Source organism: Clostridium tarantellae (assembly GCF_009295725.1).
Taxonomy (GTDB): domain Bacteria; phylum Bacillota; class Clostridia; order Clostridiales; family Clostridiaceae; genus Sarcina; species Sarcina tarantellae.
Genome location: NZ_WHJC01000319.1, coordinates 1 through 3,635, shown reverse-complemented (window position 1 = coordinate 3,635; position 3,635 = coordinate 1). Strand labels below are relative to the sequence as shown.

The following is a 3,635-nucleotide window of genomic DNA, read 5'->3' as shown; positions in this document are numbered from 1 at the left end:
ATAACTGTCTGTGAATCAGAGGTTAAACTATATTATTTTAAATTTTAATAATTAAAAGTAATATTTAATTCTAAGTTAACATATTAATTAAAAGTAACTAAAGGAGGGATGATTTTGAAATGCTATAATAAAGGTTTAAAAAAGATAATAACTATAGCTATATTAATAATATTTTTTTTAGGTAATATGATTAGATCGATAGATACTATAGCTATTGAAAATAAAGAAAATTCATATAAAAATATAATTTTGTTAATAGATAAATCGGGAAGTATGAAAAAAAATGATCCTAATAGATTATCAATATTAGCTGCACAAATGTTTTTAGATATGATAAATGAAAAAGATACAAAAGTTAATGTAATAACTTTTGGAGATACAGAAAAAGTTAATTTTTTAGGTAATATAAATGAAAATATTAATTTTGATAATTTAAAAGAATTTTTATTAAATATAAAATTTGAAGATAATTATACAGACTTAAAAAGTGGTTTAGAAGAAGCTATTAATCAATTAAATGGTGTTGATGGGAAAAAGCAATTAATACTTTTAACTGATGGAAAAGAAACAATAGAAGGAGGAATAACTGAAGATTATAAAAATGATATAAAAAAATTATTAGAAAAAGCTATGAAAGAAAGTATAGTTATAGATTCTATAGGATTATCAGAAGAAGTGGATAAAGATAGATTATTAGAGTTATCAAATAAAACAAAAGGAGATTTTTATTTTAGTAAAAGTGCGGGAGAATTAATTAATGTTTTTAGCAACATAGTTGGGCATGATAAAGAGTTTTTAGTTCTAGATAACTATTCTACTGAAATAAAGTTAAATGAAAAGATTAGTTTTAATAAAGCTATTGAAGAAGTAGTTATAAGCATAGCATCTTATGGAAATGAAGCGCCTAAAACTAAAGTTTTGGTAGATAATAAAGAAATTAATCCAGAAAAATATGGTGAATTATATGATATTTATAGTTTGAAAAGCGGAGTAGTTGAAATAATATCTGATAAAAAAAGTAAAGAAAATATAACTATTCAAATAAAAGCAAAACCAATATTAAAAATAATTAATGAAGATGAATTTATAAAATCATCAAAAAAGATTCCTATAAGTTTGGAAATGGCTATTGAAAATTATGATAGCCAAATAAGTGGATTATATATAGAAAAATATATTGATGGGAATTTAGATAAAAAAATAAATAAAACTAATGATAAGATAGTAGATAATTTTACTATAACTGAGTCAGGAAAATATTTAATTAGATATGTTGCTAAAAATGGCAATGGAGAAATAGTAACTGTAAATGAATTTAATATGAATATAGAAGATAATCCGCCTTTTTATTATAAAAATGAAATTAATAATTTAAAAAAAGATGATATTTTGGAAGTAAAGCTAATACCATTAGAGAATTCTATAGTGAAAGATTTGGGAGGAACTTTAAATATAGAGTATGAAGATGGAACCAAAGAAGAAGTAACTATGGTAGTTGAAAATGGAATTCTTACTGGTAATATTAGTATTAAAAATATAGGGCTTGTTAAATATAATGCATTTGTAAATGGTAAAGGATTTAGTTATAGATTACCTTCTAAAAAGGTAAATATTATTGATAAAGAATTAATAGAGCTAGAGATATCAAATAATGAAATTAAATTATTTAAATTAGGTAATAGTGTTAATTTAGATATTAATTTAAAAAAGTGTAATGTATACGAAGAATTTATTATTGAAATTTTAGACAATAAAAATAATAAGCTAGGAAATATTATTGTTGATTCTAATGATAAAGATGGAATAGTTAAAAGTATTCAATTAACACCTTTACAAGAAGGAACGTATAAATACTTAAATTTAAAAGCTAATAAAGACATATTAATAAATGAAAAATTGCAATGTAATTTAAAAGTATTAAAAAGTATTAATTATTATTTTGAAAAATTTAAATTTTTAATAATAGCATTAAGTATATTAATTATAGGTATTATTGTAATGACAATTATAGGTTTTTATTCATATAAAACAATAGAAAATTATACAAAAAAAATAATATTAAAGTGTAAAAACAATTCAGAAGTTAGTTATAAAACTTTATTAATAGATTTATCTATTGAAAATAGTAGAAAGTTTATAATTTATAATTATCTTACAAAACAATTTAAGATAAGTAAAAATAGGGAAAAAACAACTGTAGGAATTATAGAATTGAGAACTTATAAAAATAATTTTATTGAAAATAATAATAGTTTAATTTCAAAGATTAAAAGTGGAATATATTATTTTATATTAAAGGAAAGAAAATATTTTAATATTTATTATATGCCTATTTTAAAAGGTCAACGTAATGAAATTGGTACTAATATAATAGGAGAAGAAAAGTATGAAAATATAAAAAAAATAGTATTAAATAATTTAGGTGATGAAATAGAAATTATTTTAAAATAAAAATGAGGGGGATAGTTTATGAATAATGCTAAAATTCCAAAGGATATTATACCTACGTTAGTAATAGGACTAGGAGGAACAGGTTTTCAAGTAGTAAAAAGATTAAAAGCGCTTGTGGCTAATAGATATGGAGAGAAAAAGTTACCAATTAGATATTTAATCATAGATACAGATTTAAAATCATTTTTAGATGATTCTATAGCTAATAATGAAAGATGTCAATTAAGATTTGGAGAAAGTGTAAAATCTACATTAGACTGGGCTTATGGTAACTCTTTTTTTCAATGGTTGCCATATAATCCTAAAATAACACCAGATTTTTTTACATCTACAGATCAAGGAGCAGGTCTTATGCGTCCAATAGGAAGACTTTATTTATGTAAAAATGCTAAATTAGTTTATGATGCATTAAAAACGGCTAAAAGTGATTTAGCTGATTTATTTAAAATGTTAATAGATAGTAAAGAAAATGATATGGATGAGGTTTTTTTAGAAAATATCGGAAAGCAAAAAGTATATTTGGTAGGTTCCTTAGCCGGTGGAACTGGTTGTGGTACGTTTTTAGATGTGGCAGTTATGTTATCTAAAGTATTTAATAAAGATGTTACAAATATTACTGGAATGTTTACTTTAGAAAGTTGCTATGATGATAAGTTAGCAGTAGATTTAGATGCTCAAAATAGAAGTAAGGCTAATTGTTATGCTGCATTGAAAGAATTAGAATTTTATATGTCATCAATAAAAGAAAAATATGAGAATAAATATACTTTTAATTATTTACATGTAGGAGAAATAAAGTTAGAAAAGAAGCTTTTAGATATTTGTTATTTAATTGAAAAAAAGAATGAAGAGGGAGGCGAATTAAATAATATAGAAGATATTTATGACTTATGTTCACTTCAACTTTTTCAAGAATTTGCAACTAAATTAGGTTCTCAATTAAGAGCTGATTATGCTAACTTTATATGTAAAGATAAAGATCCTATTTTAGATAGAGAAAGACATTTTAGTTCTTTTGCCTCTTCATCTATGGAGTTACCTATTGAAAGTTTAAGAAAATATTGTGTTAATAGATTATCTAAAGATATTTTAAAGGAACTTATTAAAAATAATTATAGCAATAATGAAGAGGAAAAATCTATTATAAATGAAATTGTTTATAACATCAATAAAATAATCAATAA

Annotated in this window: 2 protein-coding genes; both read left to right on the top strand. The window is 22.2% G+C overall.

All coding sequences use genetic code 11. From position 1 onward, the window contains the following. Nucleotides 1-114 precede the first annotated feature (114 nt). On the top strand, nucleotides 115-2,451 hold the full coding sequence (locus GBZ86_RS13730; RefSeq protein WP_170272266.1) for a VWA domain-containing protein: 2,337 nt from the start codon (nucleotides 115-117) through the stop codon (nucleotides 2,449-2,451). A gap of 18 nt (nucleotides 2,452-2,469) precedes the next feature. After that, nucleotides 2,470-3,635, top strand: a 1,166-nt coding sequence (locus GBZ86_RS13725) for a tubulin-like doman-containing protein (protein ID WP_152891572.1), incomplete at its 3' end; no start/stop codon positions are given.